Source organism: Novipirellula sp., from assembly GCF_041583735.1.
Classification (GTDB): Bacteria; Planctomycetota; Planctomycetia; order Pirellulales; family Pirellulaceae; genus Novipirellula.
This window is the reverse complement of record NZ_JBFHFD010000119.1, coordinates 1-17,022: the sequence shown is the minus strand read 5'-3', so window position 1 is coordinate 17,022 and position 17,022 is coordinate 1. Positions and strand designations below refer to the sequence as shown.

The window sequence follows — 17,022 nt, the reverse complement described above, 5'->3', positions numbered from 1 at the left end:
TGGGCTACCCGTCGCCCAAAAATGCAACGGATCCCTCGCTGATCGAGGCGTTGAAGCAGCGGTCTTGGTGGGGGAACGTTCGCGAACTGCGTAACGCGGTCGAGCATGCATCGGTGATCGCGCGAGGTCGACCGCTGCTGTTGAGTGACTTTCCGGACGAACGACAAAGCAGTAGCGTTACCGCAAGAACGCCGCTGGATTCACTCAGTTCAGCGGTGGCAGCGTGGACGACCCAAGAGTTATCCGCCGGCAGCGAAAATCTAATCGATCTGAACGAACGGTTTCAATCAGCGACGATGCCCATTCTGCTTCAAATCGTGCTTCGGCATACCGAGGGCAATCGAGCCGCCGCCGCCGACATGCTTGGGATTCACCGAGGCACACTGCGCGAATGGATCAAACGCTACCCGCCCGAAAGCGAAACGGCGTGACCCAAACTTGAACTTCCCAAAACTTATTGGAGGCAGGCTCTGAGTGGGCAGTCGCCGGCGCACCGGTGAGGCCTCGCGGTGTTAGACACGTTCAGCGTCACCAGCCCTCCCCGGGGGACTTTTTTTTACTCCTCACTCCTCACTCCTCACTCCTCACTCCTCACTCCTCACTCTCTTTCCGCCTCATACCGGAAATCCGCTGCGATCCCGGCCTTCCCACTCAATTACTGCTCGTTGATGGGATTATCTTCCAAGTCGCCTTCGGTCAAAATTTGGAAGCCCTTTTCGAGAAGCGTCTTCATCGCGAAATCGATATTCTCAACCATGATCGCCACGGCGGGTTTGCCATGAGGCCGAACCAGCAGCGGATAGGCTTGCACGATATTTAATTCGGCCTGCAGCAGCGCCGTGCATACCCGCAGCAGCGGCTGGGGGCCGGTGGGCAATTCGACACCAATCAGATCGGTCTCGATGATCGCCAAACCACTGCGTTCAAGGATTTCTCGCCCACGATCGGCATCGCTCACTAAAAAACGCACAAACGCGCATTCCGCGGCATCACTGATCGAGAGGGCACAAATGCGGATCCCGGTCCCTTCGAACCGCTTGACCACTTCCAAGAGCTGGCCAACGCGATTTTCCAAGAAAACCGTGAACTGGCGAAGTGCCGGATAATTTCGACCACGCGAGGTCTGATATGCGGTCACTGAATCGGATCCATCGCCAACGCTCATCGCAAGCTCGTTTTTGTGCGTGATTACTGATAGAAAATCAAGAAGAAGTTTACGCTTCGACCACATTCGCGGTCAATCTTCGCCAATTCTGGGCTTAACACCGAGACGACACAGAATTGTCAAATTCAGACCAATTTCGCACGATTAAACGGATAAACAGGAAGCTTGATGGATTCGGATCTACTGAAAAACGGTTCAACTCACCAAATCGAAGTTCGCGTCGAATACAACGAAACCGACGGACAGAAACGTGTTCATCACGCCAATTACCTGAATTATTTCGAGCGAGGCCGGGTCGAAATGCTGCGTGCAGGCGGGGTCAGCTACAAGCAATTTGAAGCGTCCGGCCGGATGTTAGTTGTTACCGAAATGAATATTAAGTATTTCGCTGCCGCGGAATTTGACGATGTTCTTACCGTGACGACCACGTTGATCGATGCCAAGAAAGTCCGGCTTTATCACCAATATCGCATTGAACGAGGCGATCAACTGGTGGTCGAAGCCACTTCGACGATCGCCTGTGTCGATGAAAAAGGACGCCCCTGTCGTTTTGCCTAGCCCCCCAGACCCAATGCCCAGGCCCCACCCATTTGCAATGGAATGGCGACTTTCCGTCCCATTTTCAGCCGAATTTTGTCAAACACGGCCGTTTCCACAGCGTTAACGGCTAAATTATGCTGGATCCACCCTGCGAATCCCGTACAATGTTCAGCAGTGTGACTTCCATCACATCCCACCTACCCCCCCACCCCTTTAACATCGCGCTGCCACGATTCCGAATCGTCGACCGACGCCCCAACGTCGGAGATTCGCGACTGTTTCCCCATCCCACCCAAGAAATTCATTGCATTTTTTTCCAATGCCATTTCGCGCAATTCTGTTCCTGTTGAGCATTGCCCTCTGTTTTGCGGGGAATCGGACTGCCGTTGCTCAACAAGATGCCACTGCTGAAAAGGCCTCGGGCCCGCAAGAAAACGTCTCTGACGACCTGCAAGCTTCGGTCGAATTGTGGCAAAACACCGGTTGGCCGCTCGTCGAGCGTCTCTGCGTCGATTGCCATGGTTCCGACGACGGCGACGCGGGTCTCAATCTGAACGTCTACAAAGACATTCAGTCGATTGACGCGGACCTCGGATCGGTGGAACGAGTGCTCGAGATCGTGCGGTTCGGTGCCATGCCTCCGGAGGACGCCGATCTGCCCAGCGACGAAGAGCGCAAGGCCTTGGTCGAGTCGCTCGAACAAATCCTTTACAGCGTCGCCTGCAATTCGCGTCGTGCCCCCAGTAATGCCACCACACGCCGGTTGAACCGAGCCGAATACAACAACACCATTCGCGATCTATTTCACATCGATCTTCGCCCCGCCGACGCGTTTCCGTCGGATGAAGTGGGCGGAGGTTTCGACAACAACGGTGACGTTTTAACATTGTCTCCGTTGTTGATGGAAAAGTATTTCGAAGCGGCCGAAGAAGTCGCCTCCCATGTGATCATCGATCCGGCGACGCTTCCCAAACTTGATGCCGATCTCGCGAGTGATCGTTTGTATGTTCGCGGTGAATCAAAGACGGGAAGTTTCAATGGTCGCTTCCTTGCCCCCGACGCCTATGTGTGGACCGAAGTCGACGTTCCTGTCGATGGCGAATACTCGGTGCGTCTGTATGGCGGAGTTACGGATGAGAAAGCCGAACCGGGACAATTTGGCATCTTCGACAACGATGGAATTTTGCTCGCCAAATACAAACTCAAATACTTCGGCGGCAGCGGTGGCAGTCAGAGCGAAGAAAAACGCTTCCGACTCAAAAAAGGATCGTACCGATTCCAAATCGCACCGCTTGATGAGGACGCCGAAGTCGGCAAAACGAAGTTCAAGCAACATGGCGACTTAACCAAAGAGGTGATCGACAAGCAGCACGCTGACAGCAAGAAGGCGTTGCAACCGAGTGGCAAATTCGACATCGAAAAGTATCCTCACATGGTTCGGCGTCTTAGCTTGGACGGACCGCGAGGATCGCGAAAAGAGGAACTGCCTAAATCGCATTTGGAGATCGTTCGCAAAACCGCCAGCTACGATGGTGGTAAAAAACAGTGGAAGAACGTGGTCGAATCGGCAAGCGAATGTCTCAAACCGCTTATGCGACGAGCATTTCGCGGACCGGTCACTGACGACGAAGTCAAGCAGTTTGCCTCGTTGGTTGAAATTACCACCAAACGAGACGAGAGCTACTACCGCGGGCTGCAAATCGCAGTCACCGGAATTCTGATGTCACCTCGCTTCCTGTTTCGCGTTGAAACTCCTGCAGAGACCGAAAACGCAGAGGGCAAGGCTGCCGATGTCCAACTTACGCAGCATCAACTTGCAACTCGATTATCCTATTTTTTGTGGAGCAGCACACCGGACGAAGCGTTGCTGAAGGACGCTGACGAAGGCAAGCTGAAAGGCAAGGCAATCGAAGATCACGTTCGACGCATGCTAAAGGATGATCGAGCCGATGCACTCGGCAGTGAATTTGCGGCACAGTGGCTCGGGCTTCGCAATCTGAATGGGCATGAAGCCGATGAAAAGCTGTTTCCCAAATACAACGACTCGCTTGCCAATGCGATGTCCGAAGAAACCAAGCGATTGTTCATGCATCTGGTGCGTGAGAATCGGCCTGCACACGAATTGCTGACCGCGGACTACACGTTCTTGAATCCGCAACTCGCAGGGTTCTACAAAGCCGAACATAGTGGCAAGGAACAATTCGAGCGGGTGTCCCTCAAGGCAACCCCTCGCCGCGGAGTCCTTTCGCACGCCAGCGTTTTGACGTTAACAAGCAACCCCAATCGCACCTCGCCGGTACAGCGAGGCAAATGGATTCTCGAGAACATCCTTGGCACGCCTCCACCGGATCCACCGGCCGGAGTCCCGGAGCTAGAGGAAACGCAAACCGCGGACGCCAACGCGTCGTTCCGCGAACAGCTCGAAATCCACCGTGCCGACCCAAGTTGCGCAGCGTGTCACCGCGTGATGGATCAACTCGGATTTGGATTAGAACAATTTGACGCGGTCGGTCAGTTCCGCGAATCGACAACGAAGTCAAAAATTGACGCTTCCGGCAAACTGCCCGGTGGTCGTCGCTTTTCGGGTGCCGCCGATTTGGCCGAGATGCTCGGCAATAGTGAGAAAGATGCGTTCGCCAGAACCGCAATTCGTCGTCTATTGACCTTTTCACTCGGCCGAGAATTGTCGCCTGCGGATCGCTGTGTGATCGAATTGATCGCGAAAAACACGGTAAAAGATGAATATCGCTTTACGGATTTAATTCTTGAAGTGGTGCGTAGTAGTCCCTTTCAGAACCACTTGCGTTCCAACTAAACTATCTCTTGGAGGAGAAACGATGAGCCAGCCAATCAATCGACGAACAATGCTTCGCGGTGCCGGACTTGCCATGGGACTACCATTGCTCGAATCCATGACTCCATTGGCGCGAAGCGCATTTGCGTCCAGTGCGACTGTCGCAGCCGAGAAGCCAGTTCGCATGGCGTGCATTTTCTTTCCCAACGGGGTAATCGTTCCGGAATGGAAACCGACCGGCAGCGGCGATGATTGGCAACTCTCTCCGACACTGAAACCGCTGGAGTCATTTAAATCCAAGATCAATGTGATCTCGGGGCTTGCGCATGACAACGGGCGGGCGCACAAAGACGGTGCAGGCGATCACGCTCGAGGCGGTTCGACCTTCCTTACCGCCGCTCGCCCTGTGAAAACCAGCAGCAATATCAAACTCGGTGTCTCGGTCGATCAAGTCGCGGCCAACCAATTGGTAGGCAAGACGACTTTGCCATCGATCGAACTTGGTTTGCAAGGGAGTCGTAACGCGGGCAGTTGTGACAGTGGTTACAGCTGTGCCTATTCGTCTAACATCTCGTGGCGTAGCGAATCGCAACCGATGCCCAAAGAAGTCAGTCCGCGGATGGCATTCGAGCGAATGTTTGATTCCGGTAGCGACTCGGCGCGTCGCGAACGCGATTTCTATCGCAAGAGTATCTTGGATGTGGTCGCCGCGGACGCCAAACGACTGATGAAAAACGTGGGGCGATCAGACCAACGCAAACTCGACGAATATTTCACCAGTGTCAGTGAAATCGAAGCGAGAATATTGCGCAGCGAGCAAGCGGATCGTGCCGCAATGCCGGACCTGGATGTTCCCTATGGTCGCATCGAGGCGTTTCGTGAACACGCACGACTGATGTACGACATCATGGCTGTGGGATTCCAAACCGATACAACCCGAGTCGCCACATTGATGCTTGACTCCGCCGGCGGCAGTCGCCGCTACTCGGAAATCGATGTCAAAGAAGGACACCACCAACTGAGCCATCATCGCAACCAGGAAGATCAAGTAGCCCAACTGAAAAAGATTGACCGCTACTTGGTTGAGCAATTCGCCTACTTCCTCGAGCGACTCGAGTCGATCAAGGAAGGCGAAGGCACCCTTCTGGATCAGTCGATGGTATTGTATGGCAGCGGAATCAGTGATGGCAATCGTCATCGTCACGAAGATTTGCCGATCGTGCTCGCCGGGGGTGCTGGCGGACAAATTCGCACGGGACGTTACATCGAAACCAAGTCCGAGCGTCCGATGGCGAATCTATTCCTGTCGATGCTCGACAAAATGGGAACGCCTGCCGAATCGATCGGCGACAGCAGCGGCCGGCTCGAAGAGTTGGGTTAGACGCGACGTGGCGGTTACCTGCTAGAGATTATCGCCGGGTCACGAACCAACCCTCGGGTGGATCCGGCAAGTTGAAAGCCTTGTGGTATTGCCGCTGGGTACGCTCGATCCATACCGATGTCCGCTGGTACATCGGAATGGGGTATTGCCGGACCGCTTTACGAGCGAGTTGTTTCGCCCGCGAGAAATCTTGCGAAGCAGCAGCAGCCAATGCCAAGTTGTGCGTTGCGGCAGCCTGCATCGGATGCTCTTCAGCCGCCTTGGTCCAATACTCTGTCGCTTGCTGCCAGTCACCTCGCCGCGCCGCAGCATTGCCACGCAGCACATCTGATTTTCCGAGCGTCAGCATGGGGGCCGCGAGCGAGACGGTTTCGTGGTCAAGTGATGGCGACAACAATCGATAGGAATCACGCACCGCGGCCGCAACCATTTGTTCGTCGGGGTCGATGATCAGGGCCAAGTCGGGATAACGTTTGACCGCCGCCTCACGCTCCACCACAACCGGTTTTCCGCCCGAGGCCGAATGTCCATCGATTGCGGTCAATCGCCACGAGATCGTCAGTTTATCGGGGTCCGCTGGGCGTGCACCGTGAGTCCGTTCGGGAAGCACTTCACCGCGAAGCAGATAATCGTATCCCTCGCGGCGAGCGACCGAAGCGAGCGCCACATCGCTCGATTCATCCTCGGTCGCAGCGACCAAGCGAACTGCGGATTTCTGTTGCAGCGTTTGCGAATCGACAAGATCAAGTTCCCGTCCGTCATCGGTAGGGGCCGAGGCAATGAGTTGCTGTTGAATTTTTTTCGCGATTTTCTCGGGGCCGACCACCTTGGCCACAGCCACTCGTTTGCCCACGGCGGATTGCAGCGTCGGAGGCGTCCAAATCGCGATCGAAGCGCGCGTGCGACAACCGACGCCGAGGGCAATCCCGGCGCAAAGGAGCGTCATACGAAGCAACGTGAGTCTCATGGTGCTTGCTCTGTAACGATTCCCAAGCGGAAGCGTCAACCGCGAAAAGATGCTTATTCACCTCCCCCAAAGGGGAGGTGAGAGTCGGCGGCAGCCGGCTCACCGGTGGGGCTTGTTGTGTTAGAAGTAAACCGTTCGAGCGAGAATTCACCAGCCCTCCCCGGCCGCTTCCTGCGGCCGACCCTCCCAGGGGGAGGGTGAATTCGCGGGCGCGGCCGAACAAAAACGTTGCTTTTTGGGTCCACCTTTCATCTGTGCCCGTATTTCCTAGAATTCTCCCTTTGAACGCTCCGGATTTTCCCCTCTTACGCCAAAGCCGAATCTTCCATGCCTCGTTACAATCCCGCCGAAATTGAGCCACGCTGGCAAGCTTATTGGGAACAAAACCACTCTTTCGCCACTCCGGAAACTCCTGCAGGCAAAAAACGTTACGTTTTGGACATGTTTCCCTACCCCAGCGGCGATGGGCTACATGTCGGGCACCCCGAAGGCTACACGGCGACCGACATCATTTCGCGTTTTGCCCGAGCACGAGGTGAAAGCGTGCTGCACCCAATGGGATTTGACGCATTCGGATTGCCCGCCGAAGAACACGCGATCAAAACCGGCGAACATCCTCGCGTTCAAACCCAGAAAAATATCGATAACTTCACCCGCCAACTCAAAATGCTGGGCTTCAGCTACGACTGGGACCGGGTACTGGCGACCACGGACGAAGATTATTTTCGCTGGACCCAGTGGATCTTTCTGGTTTTGTACGACACCTGGTTTGACAGCGATGCCCAGAAAGGACGTCCGATCGCGGAATTGCCGATCCCTGCGGAGGTGCAATCGCAAGGCGACGCGGCAATCGAAGCGTATCGCGATTCGCAGCGGTTGGCCTATCAAGACGACGCCTTGGTGAATTGGTGCCAAGAACTTGGCACCGTTTTGGCCAACGAAGAGGTGATCGATGGTAAAAGCGACCGCGGAGGCTATCCCGTCAAACGCATCCCGCTGCGTCAATGGATGCTGCGGATCACCGCGTACGCCGAGCGTTTGGCTGACGGATTGGACGAATTGAATTGGCCCACCGGGATCAAGAAACTGCAAACCGATTGGATCGGCCGCAGCACCGGGGCCGAAGTCGATTTCTATATCGGCGATGCCGAGCACTTTGACGCCTGGAAGACAGAGCGTGCTAAGAATGCATTCCCTGCCGAGGCAGGTGAGGATGCCTTGCGCGTCTACACGACCCGTCCAGACACCTTGTTCGGAGCGACCTATATGGTCGTCTCGCCCGAACACCCGTTGGTCGATCGATTGACGACCGCGGCGCAGTCCGAGGCCGTCAACGCGTATCGCGAAAAAGCATCTTTCAAAAGCGACCGCGAACGCACCGAAGGTGATAAAGTCAAAACCGGCGTCTTCACCGGATCGACGGCAATCAATCCCGTCAATGGCGAAGCGATCCCAATCTGGGTCGCCGACTATGTGTTGGCGGGCTATGGAACCGGGGCGATCATGGCCGTTCCTGCTCACGACGAACGTGACTTTGAATTTGCCAAACAGTTCGATTTGAAAGTTGTCCCCGTGGTCGATCCCGCTGCGGATGACCCTAACCGCGATGCGATCCTGGCGGGCGAAGTCTGCTTCGCGGCTCAAGGCCGGGCGATCAACAGTGGTGACTTCAATGGCAAAACCACCGACGAAGTCAAAACGGCTGTGACAGCATGGTTGTCCGAATCAGGACAGGGCAGTGAGGCAGTCAATTTCAAACTTCGCGATTGGTTGTTTAGTCGCCAACGATTCTGGGGCGAGCCGTTCCCAATCCTGCATGAGCTCGACGAAAACGGCGAGCCCACGGGGGTCAAGCGAGCCGTGGATGCTGCGGAACTTCCCGTGCGACTTCCGGATCTAAAAGACTACAAGCCGCATGGACGCCCCGAACCGCCGTTGGCCAAAGCCGATGACGATTGGTTGTACGTTACGATCGATGGCAAACGCTACCGCCGCGAAACCAACACGATGCCTCAGTGGGCCGGTTCATGTTGGTACTACCTGCGATACATCGATCCAAAGAACGATCAAGCGATGATCGATCCGGAAAAAGAAAAGCAGTGGATGCCAGTCGACTTGTATGTCGGCGGGGCGGAGCACGCGGTGTTGCATTTGTTGTACTCGCGTTTTTGGCACAAAGTCCTTTACGATCGCGGACACGTTAGTACCCCCGAACCGTTTGGCCGGCTGGTCAACCAAGGCATGATCCTCGGTTCGCCCCAGTACCACATGAGCGACGAAGATTACCAAGCCGCGAAAGCCGATCTCGATGCCAAAGGAATCTGTGGCGATCGCGTGGACGATGGCGACAAAGCATCCGTCATCTTAAAACAAGCCGATGGCTCGGACTTAAGTGATGATGAAACCGAAAAACGCAAAGGCAACACGTTCTTGGCGGGCACCGATTTCAAAGTATTGGCAAAAGCCGATAAAATGTCCAAGAGCCGCGGCAACGTCGTCAATCCCGACGCCGTCGTGCGGGATTACGGCGCCGATGCGCTGCGATTGTACGAGATGTTCATGGGACCACTCGAAGCGACCAAGCCTTGGTCGATGGACGGTGTCGGCGGAGTCCGCAATTTCTTGGATCGCGTCTGGCGAATGATCATCGATCAGGATGCCGACGAAATCGTGCTGTGCGACGCCATCACCGACGATGCGTGTGACGAAGACCAATTGCGAACGCTGCACCAAACGATTCGCAAAGTCACCGAAGACACCGAAGCGATGAGTTTCAACACGGCGATCGCTCGCATGATGGAATTCACAAACTTCTTCACTCGCTGCGAGAAACGTCCGCGTAAAGCGATGAAGAGCTTCTTGATTTTGTTGTCACCTTACGCTCCGCACTTGGCCGAAGAACTATGGATGCTGTTGGGCGGCGAAGGCTGTATTGCCAAAGCCGCGTGGCCCGAGTGGGACGAAGCCGCATTGGTGGAAAGCAGCATCGAGATTCCCGTCCAAATCAATGGAAAGATCAAAGCCAAGATCAACGTGGCTCCCGACGCAAACAAGGATCAATTGATCGAAATCGCCTTGGCCGACGCCAAAGTAAGCGAGCAGTTGGCGGGCAAAACGATCGTCAAACAAATTGTCGTCCCTGGTCGCTTGGTGAACCTTGTCGTGAAATAAACGAGGATCTTCACGGGGCATTTCAATTGTCGGCCGGAGCATAGCTCCGGCCCAACAAGCCCACCCTCCCGCCGAGAGGGGCGACCGCACGAAGCGGTCGGGGAGGGCTGGTGAAACCATGCTCACACAATCCACTGCTAACACAACGAGCCCCACCGGTGAGCCGGCTACCGCCGACTCTGACCTCCCCACAGGGGAGCTAAATTCAAGGTTACGACTTGCCTGCGTTATAGATCGCAGGGTTGAGCGAGGCGTCGTTGTACATTTTCATCTGACGATACGTCTTGTGACGCTTTCGTCCGGCAAAAATGTCATCCAACAATTGCTGTAGCGACAGCGATAAATCGGCTAGCTGTGTCTCACAGACCGCAAGCCGCTGAGCGACTTTTGCACGATGCTCTTGCTCGGTGTCACTGCGTTCACATTGCTCACCGTAGTGAAACAGCCGCAGCGATAAAATAGAGAGGCGATCGATCACACTGCCCGGCGTCTCGGTGTTGATCGGCGCGTCGGCAGCGACATGGATGCCCGCTGCAGCAACCGCTTCGGAAATCGCGTCATCCACTTTTTCGATCTGGTTGTGACGCTGCTGATTCAATCCATCAATCGTACGCTTGACGGCTGCAATTTCCGTGTCGGTCGCGTTGGGACTCCGAGCCTTGTCCTCCTCGTGCCACAACTGAAAGTTGATGGCATGCTGATCACAAACAAGACCCTTCAGTCCTACAAATGCATGATCGATCGGTTCGACGTGCCAACGCCGAACCAATTCGATTTGCATCCGCGTCAGATCCGTTACCTGAAGCACTGGCAATTGACCTGACATTGCCATGGATCAAACTTCCTTTTCGTCGATCCAAGTCATCATGCGGCGAAGCCCACGGCCGATTTGCTCGACACCGTGTTCTCGTTCCAAACGACGCGTAGCCTTGAAGAAAGGTGCACCGGCACGATTTTCCGAAATCCACTTGCGAGCGAATTCACCGTGTTGGATTTCAGTCAAAATCTTCTTCATTTCGGCTTTGGTTTCGTCCGTAATGATGCGTGGACCGCTGACGTAGTCGCCGTACTCGGCAGTATTGCTGATGCTATAACGCATGTAGCTCAAACCACCTTGGTACAACAAATCGACGATCAGCTTCAATTCGTGCATGCACTCAAAGTAAGCCATTTCAGGCTGATAGCCTGCTTCGACAAGCGTTTCAAAGCCAGCCTTGACCAACTCGCTAACGCCGCCGCAAAGCACAACTTGTTCTCCGAACAAATCGGTTTCAGTCTCTTCGGCGAACGTGGTCTCGATCACACCACCACGCGTTCCGCCGATCGCTTTGGCGTAAGCCAAACCGATTTGCTTGGTGGATTCCGAAGCTCCATCACCAAGCGCGATCAAACAAGGGACGCCGCCACCTTTTTCGTATTCGCTACGCACCAAGTGGCCAGGGCCTTTGGGAGCAACCAACAAAGTGTCGATTCCCTTGGGCGGCTCGATTTGGCCGAAGTGGATATTGAAACCGTGCGAGCACATCAAAACATTGCCAGGCTTCAAGTTTGGCTCGATGTGTTGGCGATAGATGTCGCCTTGAACTTCATCGGGAAGCAGGACGTTGATGACATCGGCTGCTTTGGTCGCTTCGTCGATCGACATTGGCTTGAAGCCGTGTGAAACGGCCAAGTCGTAGTTCGCCGAGCCGGGGCGTTGCCCGATGATCACATCACATCCGCTGTCGCGAAGGTTTTGAGCCTGTGCGTGACCTTGCGAACCGTAGCCAAGAATTGCGACGGTCTTGCCTTTGAGGTGAGACAGATCGGCATCGTTTTCGTAGTAAATCGTAGCAGCCATAACAGGGCTCAAATCTTTGGGTTGTTAAGTAAGAAATTGTCTATGTGTTTAAGAAAACTTTGGGGGGGCGGCAGAACGTTGAATCGTTAGACCGTCACCGCTTTGGGCGAGTCGCTGATGCGTGGCACCCCGGCATCGCTGCGAACCATTGCAATGCGACCGGTACGAGCCAATTCGGTAATCCCGTAAGGACGCATCCGCTCGATGAACGCTTGCACCTTGTTCTCGCGACCGCTGATTTCGACCATGATTTCACTCGGGCCGACGTCGACGATCTTGCCACGAAAAATATCGACAAGCTCTCGAATTTCGCTGCGGACCGGACCGGCGGGAGCCTTGACCTTCATTAACAATAGGTCTCGTTCGACGTAATCACGACTACTGACGTCCAGCACTTGGACGACCGTCACAATCTTTTCCAGCTGCTTGCCGACCTGCTCAAGCACGCGGTCGTCTCCCACGACGACAAACGTCATGCGAGAAAGATGCTTGTCTTCGGTCTCACCGACCGCAAGCGAATCGATGTTGTATCCGCGTGAGGCAAGCATGCCGGAGATGTGGGCCAGAACGCCTGGAACGTTTTGGACAAGTGCACTGAGCACATGCCGCTGGTTGTCGTTGCTCATCAGATGGGGGGTGTCGTCATCTACGAGGATTTGGATTGAACCGCTTTGTCGAGCGTAGCATGATAATTTTGGCGACAAAAACCAACAAGGGCTTAGACACGTTCCGAAGCGAATCGTCACGTGTCCCATGGGTCGCCACCGGCGAGGACAGCTCGGCCGCCCAGGATGTTCACGCGAAAACGCGGCAAATAACCATAAAAACGTCTCTAGAGTGAACTTGGTTGCTAAGCTAATGTGAGGTGCGGATCGATACGTTTTCCGCTCGTAATCTCCCCCCATCTTCTCCATTCGCTCCGTTCGCACCGCCTGGAACCTCGGCAAAACCATGAATTTTCGTGTTGAATTGCCAGCATATCGTGGCCCGCTCGACCTGCTGCTCTACTTGGTTCGTCGCCAGGAAGTGTCGCTTCCGGAGGTGTCATTGTCCAAGATTGTCGACCAGTACCTCGGCTATATGGATATTTTGCAAGAGTTGGACTTGGGCGATGTGGGCGACTTTCTCGACTTGGCATCGACGTTGGTCGAGATGAAAAGTCAGGCGGTATTGCCCAAAATTGTCGAAGACAGCGAAGAGGAAGAGATTGTCGATCCGCAATCCGAGCTGATCGAACGGCTGCTGCAATACAAAGAAATCCGCGACGCCGCCTCGATTCTTGACGAGATGGGCAGTCGGTGGCAGCAGCGGTACGAGCGAATGTCGGACGATCTGCCCACCCGCCGGGTCGATTTGGGGGATCAACCGATCATCGACCTGGAAATCTGGGACTTAGTCAGCGCGTTCGGGCGAATTATGCGTGAAGCCGCCGGCCCGCCCGCCACCGAAGTGGTCTACGACGACACGCCGATCCACGTCTATATGCAGCGAATTCACGAACGACTGCAAACTTCCGAACAGGTGCATTTGATGGACCTGGTCACCGGCGGCATCCACAAATCGTCGCTGATCGGCTGGTTTCTAGCCACACTCGAATTGACCCGGCACCATGGCGCCGCGGTCCTGCAGCACGAGCATGGCGATATCTATGTCGTCCGCACGGCGAACTATTCGGACAGTTTGAATGTCAACGAAGTCGATAACTACGGCACCAAAGCGATTGAAGCGAGCAACATGCCGATCCGCATGCGATAAAGTCGCTGATCGCGTCCGGTACAGCAAACGAACGCTTCACGATATCTTGTTCGGGCCCAGACAAGTTCCTTCACAATTTGCACTCAATGCTACGGCCCGATGGTTGAAAACCTTCCTGTTCTTTCTCACGTCCACAATGGTCTGACTATTGAAGGCTACTCGCGTGCGGCCGTGCAAACGTATTGGCGCGTCAATGAGCTGAAGGTGCTGTTTGATTGTGGCGGGCAGCCGTGGGACTTCATGGGCACGCCCACCATGTTTATCTCGCATACGCATCTCGACCACGTCGCCGCCTTACCCGCCTACGTTTCGCGGCGGCGGATGATGAAAATGGATCCGCCAGTGATCTACCTTCCCGATTCCGCAGTCGACGCCACTTGGGACATGTTGCAGTTATTCCGCCGACTCGATCGCGGTGCGATGCCTTGCGAATTGATCGGACTGCTGCCCGGCGATGAAACGTCCATCAGCCGCGAGTACATCGTCACATCCCTGCCGACGCGTCACACAATCGATTCACTCGGATTTGTCATCCACCAGCGGCGTCACAAATTAAAGCCCGAATTCCAAGGACTCGAAGGCGATAAGATCCGCGACCTGAAACTTGCGGGAACCGAGATTACCGAAGAGACACGCGTACCGGTATTCGCCTATACCGGTGACACCTCGCCGCCGGGACTCGACAACAATCCTGTCTTTTACGAAGCCAAAACGTTGGTCAGCGAACTTACTTTCGTCGCGCCCGAGCACCGCAAAGAAAAAATCCACAAGCACGGCCATATGCACATTGACGATTACCGGCAACGTGCCGACCGTTTCCAGAACGAATTAATCATCGCATCTCACCTCAGCACGCGTTACAACGACGCGCAAGTAAAGCGGCTCGCTCAAAAGGCACTTCCCGATGCCCTCGGTGGCCGCATGAAACTGTGGCTTTAAACATGCAATCTGCTTCGCATGCCCCTCTCGATTGGACTTGGCCGACACCTCGATCGGCCTACGTTCATGTTCCGTTTTGTCGACATCGCTGTGGCTATTGCAACTTTTCCGTGATCGCCGACCGCGATGACTTGGTCCAGCCATTTTTGTCCGCCATCGATCAAGAACTTGGGCAACTTGATCGCCCTCAAATCGACACGCTGTTTTTAGGCGGCGGAACTCCGACGCATCTAAGCATCCCCCAGCTCGAATGGCTACTGAAACAGATCGAGCTGCGATTTTGTCTGACCGAGCAAGCCGAGCGCAGTGTCGAAGCCAACCCCGAAGATATCGACGAAGAGAAACTACGCGTGCTGGCCGATCACGGGATCAACCGCATCAGCCTCGGGGTGCAGTCTTTTACGCCAACGAAATTAAAATTATTGGAGCGCAGCCATACTGCTGCTCAAGCCGCTGCGGCGATCGAATTGGCGGCGAAGTGGATTGGCAACGTTTCGATTGATTTGATTTTCGCCGCGCCGCAGGAAACCGTTGCCGATTGGCAGGCAGATTTACAAACCGCACTCGATTTGCCGATCAACCATCTGTCGACTTATGCGTTAACGTTCGAAAAAGGGACGGCGTTTTGGACGGCGAAACGCGCCGGGCGGTTGGATGGAGTGGACGAGGCGAGCGAAGTCGCGATGTACATGATGACGCGTGAACAATCGGCCGCGCGAGGACTGAGTCACTACGAGATTTCCAACTTTGCTCGTGAAGGATTTCGTTGTCGCCACAACCTCGCGTACTGGCAAGGTCGAGGCTGGTACGCCGCCGGCCCGGGTGCAGCCCGCTTTGTTGGCGGACATCGTGAAGTCAATCATCGCAGCACCACCACGTATCTAAAGCGAATGGAGCGAAACGAATCGCCCGTCGCCGAATCCGACGCAATCACACCGCTGCAATACGCACGGGAACGCGCCGCGTTTGGCATCCGCATGATCGATGGTATCGACATCGAATCCCTTGCCCACGAAACCAAGATCGACCTTCAACGGGAATGCGGTGATGCGATTGAAAAGTCGATTGCGCAAGGCCTGCTTGAGCGACAGGGAAATCACATCCGCTTGAGCGAACAAGGAATTCTGTTTGCCGATTCGGTCGCATCCGAGCTACTCGGCTGAGCAATTGTGGGATAGGCTTCCAGCCTGTCATCGGCCAATTTAGCCATTTCTTTCACCTCCCCGAAACTTGTTTTGGGGAGGTCAGAGCGAGCGGAGCAAGCTCTGGGTGGGGCCTCGGAGTGTTAGAAATGGACAGTGCAAGTTCAGTGCAACCAGCCCTCCCCGGCCACTCCTTCCGTGTCTCCGTGTCTCCGTGTCTCCGTGTCTCCTCACTCACGGAACCTAATCGCGTTGCCATGCCACAACACTTCCAAGTCGGCGCGGGTCCAAATCTCGGCTCCGACCGCTGGGTCCGCGACCACAAACCCGCCTCGCGAGTTTTTACCTAGCAGCACCACGCTGTGGCCGAGTCCTGGGACCCAACCCCATTGGTCGGCGTAGCGTGGATCGTCCACTCCGGAAATCGGCAACTCGACCATAATCAACACAGGCCAAATATTCTCAGACTCGAGTTGATCCAAGCTAAGCGTCAGTGCTTGAACATCCCGGTGATGACGGTTGGCCATCCATTTCACTCCACGAAACAAACCGAGCGTGGGTGTCCCACTTTCGTCGGTCAAACACAGAGGAATCAGTTCCTTTTCGCTCGCCTCGATCCCGCCCGCTCGCAGGAACGTGGCGGCCGCGCAGGGGCTGCAGGTTGCCCACGATGTCTGTAGCGTGATTCCGCGAAACACCTCGTCGCCCCCTTCCGGAGGCGGACGCAACCAAACACCCACAAACGGCCACAATACCGTCGCCAATGACGCAAAACCAAGCGACATGGCCAGCAGAGATTGACGCCAATGAGGCGTATTGGGCAATCGATACACGATCCCCGCCGCGATCGCGGCAAGCAGCGGCGTAAAATTGGACCAAACGATCACTGCAGAATCATCGATCCACTTGGCCCAATACAGTCGCCCCGCCGAATAGAACAGAAACGCAAACATACCGCTAACGACGATCGTCAACATCAACACGACGCCTTGTCCCTCACGAGACGACGCCATTTTCTTCCCTGGGCCTAACAAGACAGCCGATAGAATGCCGACCGCTAACGACAGGCTCATCATTACCAGAATCGCCTGAAAAAGATCGTCCATAAAACCAATTGAACCGCAATGGGGAACCGAGCCGACGCACCGGTGAGATACGCGTGAGGTCGTCGAGTGGTTCGCGAGCGGCTGGCTCGTGCCATTTAAGCAGACACCGTGTTATTTGGGCACCACGTCGGCTCAATCGAGCAGACGTTTGCAGTTCAACCTCAAATTCTCAACCGCTTCGATACAGCTATGACAGAGACGATGAATTTCTTGTGAATTATT

Annotated in this window: 14 protein-coding genes; 8 read left to right on the top strand and 6 right to left on the bottom strand. The window is 55.1% G+C overall.

Translation table 11 applies throughout. The annotated features are described in order from the left end of the window. Nucleotides 1-431 (top strand): helix-turn-helix domain-containing protein (locus ABX962_RS11520; protein WP_372719482.1); only part of this gene is annotated, 431 nt, incomplete at its 5' end. Nucleotides 432-655: 224 nt separating this feature from the next. Here the strand turns inward: ABX962_RS11520 and ABX962_RS11515 are convergent. Further along, nucleotides 656-1,165, bottom strand: a complete 510-nt coding sequence (locus tag ABX962_RS11515) for an acetolactate synthase (protein ID WP_339946580.1) — start codon at nucleotides 1,163-1,165, stop codon at nucleotides 656-658. A gap of 168 nt (nucleotides 1,166-1,333) precedes the next feature. On the opposite strand from ABX962_RS11515, the gene ABX962_RS11510 reads away from it, so the two are divergent. The 3 genes from ABX962_RS11510 (at nucleotide 1,334) to ABX962_RS11500 (ending at nucleotide 5,880) form a co-directional block, all read left to right on the top strand. Continuing rightward, the gene (locus ABX962_RS11510) at nucleotides 1,334-1,723 is read left to right on the top strand and encodes an acyl-CoA thioesterase (RefSeq protein ID WP_372719479.1); all 390 of its coding nucleotides are present in this window, start codon (nucleotides 1,334-1,336) and stop codon (nucleotides 1,721-1,723) included. A gap of 301 nt (nucleotides 1,724-2,024) precedes the next feature. After that, nucleotides 2,025-4,520, top strand: coding sequence for a DUF1592 domain-containing protein (locus ABX962_RS11505; protein WP_372719478.1), 2,496 nt, complete (start codon nucleotides 2,025-2,027; stop codon nucleotides 4,518-4,520). 22 nt (nucleotides 4,521-4,542) lie between these two features. Beyond that, nucleotides 4,543-5,880, top strand: a complete 1,338-nt coding sequence (locus ABX962_RS11500; protein WP_372719476.1) for a DUF1552 domain-containing protein — start codon at nucleotides 4,543-4,545, stop codon at nucleotides 5,878-5,880. Nucleotides 5,881-5,908: 28 nt separating this feature from the next. On the opposite strand, the gene ABX962_RS11495 is transcribed toward ABX962_RS11500, so the two are convergent. Continuing rightward, a complete protein-coding gene (locus tag ABX962_RS11495) occupies nucleotides 5,909-6,847 on the bottom strand; it encodes a hypothetical protein (RefSeq protein WP_372719474.1) in 939 nt (312 codons plus the stop codon). A 327-nt stretch (nucleotides 6,848-7,174) separates the two neighbouring features. Between ABX962_RS11495 and leuS the strand changes: the two genes are divergently transcribed. Further along, a complete protein-coding gene (leuS, locus tag ABX962_RS11490; protein WP_372719472.1) occupies nucleotides 7,175-10,018 on the top strand; it encodes a leucine--tRNA ligase in 2,844 nt (947 codons plus the stop codon). Nucleotides 10,019-10,229: 211 nt separating this feature from the next. Here leuS and ABX962_RS11485 read toward each other — a convergent pair whose 3' ends face one another. The 3 genes from ABX962_RS11485 to ilvN all read right to left on the bottom strand — a co-directional run bounded on the left by ABX962_RS11485 (nucleotide 10,230) and on the right by ilvN (nucleotide 12,484). After that, complete coding sequence (locus tag ABX962_RS11485) at nucleotides 10,230-10,850, bottom strand: DUF4254 domain-containing protein (RefSeq protein ID WP_372719470.1); 621 nt, start codon at nucleotides 10,848-10,850, stop codon at nucleotides 10,230-10,232. Nucleotides 10,851-10,853: 3 nt separating this feature from the next. Next, nucleotides 10,854-11,858, bottom strand: coding sequence for a ketol-acid reductoisomerase (gene ilvC / locus ABX962_RS11480; RefSeq protein ID WP_339946608.1), 1,005 nt, complete (start codon nucleotides 11,856-11,858; stop codon nucleotides 10,854-10,856). 86 nt (nucleotides 11,859-11,944) lie between these two features. Then, nucleotides 11,945-12,484 (bottom strand): acetolactate synthase small subunit, encoded by a 540-nt coding sequence (gene ilvN / locus ABX962_RS11475; protein ID WP_372719468.1) that lies wholly within the window; start codon nucleotides 12,482-12,484, stop codon nucleotides 11,945-11,947. Nucleotides 12,485-12,809: 325 nt separating this feature from the next. Between ilvN and ABX962_RS11470 the strand changes: the two genes are divergently transcribed. The 3 genes from ABX962_RS11470 to hemW all read left to right on the top strand — a co-directional run bounded on the left by ABX962_RS11470 (nucleotide 12,810) and on the right by hemW (nucleotide 15,715). Beyond that, nucleotides 12,810-13,613 carry a segregation/condensation protein A gene (locus tag ABX962_RS11470; RefSeq protein ID WP_339946606.1) on the top strand — a complete coding sequence of 268 codons (804 nt, stop codon included), beginning with the start codon at nucleotides 12,810-12,812 and terminating at the stop codon, nucleotides 13,611-13,613. A 99-nt stretch (nucleotides 13,614-13,712) separates the two neighbouring features. Continuing rightward, nucleotides 13,713-14,552, top strand: coding sequence for an MBL fold metallo-hydrolase (locus ABX962_RS11465; RefSeq protein WP_372719466.1), 840 nt, complete (start codon nucleotides 13,713-13,715; stop codon nucleotides 14,550-14,552). 2 nt (nucleotides 14,553-14,554) lie between these two features. Continuing rightward, nucleotides 14,555-15,715 carry a radical SAM family heme chaperone HemW gene (gene hemW, locus ABX962_RS11460; protein WP_372719464.1) on the top strand — a complete coding sequence of 387 codons (1,161 nt, stop codon included), beginning with the start codon at nucleotides 14,555-14,557 and terminating at the stop codon, nucleotides 15,713-15,715. Between the two features lie 209 nt (nucleotides 15,716-15,924). Here hemW and ABX962_RS11455 read toward each other — a convergent pair whose 3' ends face one another. After that, a complete protein-coding gene (locus ABX962_RS11455) occupies nucleotides 15,925-16,800 on the bottom strand; it encodes a peptidase C39 (RefSeq protein WP_372719462.1) in 876 nt (291 codons plus the stop codon). Between the last annotated feature and the right edge of the window lie 222 nt (nucleotides 16,801-17,022).

Coding starts and splice junctions, on each gene's coding strand:
- ABX962_RS11515 (WP_339946580.1), bottom strand. CDS start 1,165: ATGAGCGTTGGCGATGGATCCGATTCAGTGACCGCATATCAGACCTCG.
- ABX962_RS11510 (WP_372719479.1), top strand. CDS start 1,334: ATGGATTCGGATCTACTGAAAAACGGTTCAACTCACCAAATCGAAGTT.
- ABX962_RS11505 (WP_372719478.1), top strand. CDS start 2,025: ATGCCATTTCGCGCAATTCTGTTCCTGTTGAGCATTGCCCTCTGTTTT.
- ABX962_RS11500 (WP_372719476.1), top strand. CDS start 4,543: ATGAGCCAGCCAATCAATCGACGAACAATGCTTCGCGGTGCCGGACTT.
- ABX962_RS11495 (WP_372719474.1), bottom strand. CDS start 6,847: ATGAGACTCACGTTGCTTCGTATGACGCTCCTTTGCGCCGGGATTGCC.
- leuS (WP_372719472.1), top strand. CDS start 7,175: ATGCCTCGTTACAATCCCGCCGAAATTGAGCCACGCTGGCAAGCTTAT.
- ABX962_RS11485 (WP_372719470.1), bottom strand. CDS start 10,850: ATGGCAATGTCAGGTCAATTGCCAGTGCTTCAGGTAACGGATCTGACG.
- ilvC (WP_339946608.1), bottom strand. CDS start 11,858: ATGGCTGCTACGATTTACTACGAAAACGATGCCGATCTGTCTCACCTC.
- ilvN (WP_372719468.1), bottom strand. CDS start 12,484: ATGAGCAACGACAACCAGCGGCATGTGCTCAGTGCACTTGTCCAAAAC.
- ABX962_RS11470 (WP_339946606.1), top strand. CDS start 12,810: ATGAATTTTCGTGTTGAATTGCCAGCATATCGTGGCCCGCTCGACCTG.
- ABX962_RS11465 (WP_372719466.1), top strand. CDS start 13,713: ATGGTTGAAAACCTTCCTGTTCTTTCTCACGTCCACAATGGTCTGACT.
- hemW (WP_372719464.1), top strand. CDS start 14,555: ATGCAATCTGCTTCGCATGCCCCTCTCGATTGGACTTGGCCGACACCT.
- ABX962_RS11455 (WP_372719462.1), bottom strand. CDS start 16,800: ATGGACGATCTTTTTCAGGCGATTCTGGTAATGATGAGCCTGTCGTTA.